The sequence below is a fragment of the Sphaerimonospora cavernae genome (assembly GCF_042435035.1).
Taxonomy (GTDB): domain Bacteria; phylum Actinomycetota; class Actinomycetes; order Streptosporangiales; family Streptosporangiaceae; genus Sphaerimonospora; species Sphaerimonospora cavernae.
In genome coordinates, this window is sequence record NZ_JBHMQT010000078.1 from 1 (window position 1) to 2383 (window position 2383).

Below are 2383 nucleotides of genomic sequence, written 5' to 3' on the forward strand. Positions count from 1 at the left end.
CTTTCATGGCATCCGGCTCAAGCAGGTCTCATGGGCTTGCGGAATCTGCCCGCGGTGTTCCTGCGCTGACTGGCGATGAGCCGCCGTCGGCAGGAGTCGTGCACGAGGCTGGTTGGTGTTCTGTCCGGTGAACCGGGTCCCCCGTGATGGGTGAGATAGTCGGCGGCTATCGCTTTCCGGGTGACCTGAAGCCACCATCTCTCCCAATCGCGGGGAGATTGAGGCGGCTGATCTGGCGCGAGGAGTGGTTCCCCGCAGAGCGGACAGCGGCCGTCCTGCCTGGTGAGCAGGTGCAGCGTGTAGCTGTCCAAAGGGGGTGGAACACGCGTGCGCCGGACCGCCCAGTAGCCGGCAAGCGCGGGGTCATCAGGAGATGCCGCGCCCTTGACGGCGACATGCCGGACAATCGCAGTCCAGGAGAACTTGACCAGGTAGGAGCCGCTGTCGCGGTCGCCGAACACCCACTGGTCGTTCCTGAACTTGTTGAACTTGCCGTAGTACCGGTTATACGTCCAGTACCTCGACTTGTTGGTGTGGCCGCGTCGCGCCCACCGCCAGGTGAGCCACCACACGTACTCGTCCAGCCTCTTGAAGATCCTGGACGACACCACACCCCGGTAGTAGGCCGCCCAACCCCTGACGATCGGGTTGAGTGCCCGGATAACCGCTTGCGCGTTGGCACCACGCAAACGGAGCATCTCGGACCGCAGCCGTTCCCGCAGCCTTGTCACAGCCGTCTTACTCGGCCTGATCAGCAACTTGCCGTGATAGCGGCGGACGTTGAATCCCAGGAAGTCGAACCCCTGTGAGGCATGGACGATGGATGTCTTGTCCTCGTTCAGGGACAGCCCCCTGAGCGCCAGCCACCCGCCAAGATCGGCCTTGACCTGCTCGGCCTGCCGCTGGGAATGACAGCAGACCACGAAGTCATCAGCGTACCTGACCAGGACCGGAGAGCCTCGCTTGGTGACCCCGGCAGAAGCGCCGGATGCACGTCGCCGGACTCCTGCGGCCTCCTCTAACCCGTGCAGCGCGATATTCATCAGCAGCGGGCTGATCACCCCGCCCTGGGGAGAGCCCTCCAGGGTGGGCGCGAACCCCCTACCTGGTTCGATCACCCCCGCCGTCAACCAGGCCCGGATCATGTTCCTGGAGGGGAACGAGCCGAGTGAGGTCAATAGCCGGTCGTGATCGATCCGGTCGAATGCCGCCGTCAAGTCCGCGTCCAGGATCCACAACCGTCCGGCGTTACGCTGGCCTAGGGTGGTGAACAGGATCCCGACCGCGTCATGACAGCCACGACCCGGTCGGAATCCATAAGATCTGGGCTCGAACCGGGCCTCCCACTCCGGCTCCAGCGCGTTCCGGACCCGTGCCTGATGACACCGGTCTATCAGCACCGGAATGCCGAGCGGGCGTAGCTTGCCACTACCGGGTTTCGGTATGTGCACCCGCCGTACCGGTAAGGGCTGCCAGGAGCTTCGGGTCCGGTGAACCTCCACCGCGACCTTCGCTCTGGCCTCGGACGTCAGCGCGACCTGACCGTCCACCCCTGCCGTCCGGCGGCCCGCGTTGTGCTGCGTCACCCGCCGCACGCTGGTCAGCGTGTTCGATTGGCTCCGCAGCATCAGCTTTTGCAGGTTCCTGACCTTGCGCCAGTCCTGCTCCCGCGTCGCCTTGAAGATCCTCTGCCGCAGCCGCCGTACTTCCTCCTCACAGGCACGCCAGTTCACCGCGTCCCATTCAGGGAAGTCCTCTGGTCCGTTCACCTCGTCGGCGCCTAACTTGTCCATCGGTGCCAGCATCTGCGTCAGGTCGTCTCCAACGACCCACCTGCCCACGTCAGCACGCTTTCGCGTCCGGCCACCAGGGCCGCTATCCGGCCGGTTATACGAGACCCTCGTGGAGGCACGACATGTGATCTCGCTTTCCCGTTCTCTTTCGAGGACCGGCGTTCGCTTCTTGGGCATCCCAGTCCCGCTCGGGAATTGGGCCTTCCTCACGGTTGGCTTACCGACTCAGCCGGAGCCGGACCCGGACGGGGTTTCCATGTTCCGCACACCCGAGACACGGCCGGATAGGGTGCCCTCTATACCCCGGGGACGGCGGTGTTCCCACGGCCTCCGACACGCTTCGGCCGTCGCCTGCCGCTTCCCTGCGGCCAGTCCCTGTGCATCCCGGTCTCGCATTCCCGCTCCGGGAAGTCGCTATAACGGGGCCTCATCAAGGGTTCAATCTCGTTCACCCGCCCGGCCTTCTCCAGCCTGTAGTCCCCGGCGGAAAGCGGGCACCCTTGGGCGTCAACCCCGAGCTTCATACCCGGCCGTTACCAACCGCGCATGTCGAGGCGGAGACAGGTCTCGAACACTGACCCGAGCTACAT

The 2383-nt window shown here is 64.8% G+C and carries 1 protein-coding gene; it reads right to left on the minus strand.

Annotated elements, in window-relative coordinates:
- Nucleotides 1–17 precede the first annotated feature (17 nt).
- Nucleotides 18–1793: a group II intron reverse transcriptase/maturase gene (gene ltrA, locus ACFHYQ_RS29325; protein WP_394304388.1), complete on the minus strand. Its 1776-nt coding sequence runs from the start codon at nt 1791–1793 to the stop codon at nt 18–20.
- Nucleotides 1794–2383 lie beyond the last annotated feature (590 nt).

Coding starts and splice junctions, on each gene's coding strand:
- ltrA (WP_394304388.1), bottom strand. CDS start 1,793: ATGGACAAGTTAGGCGCCGACGAGGTGAACGGACCAGAGGACTTCCCT.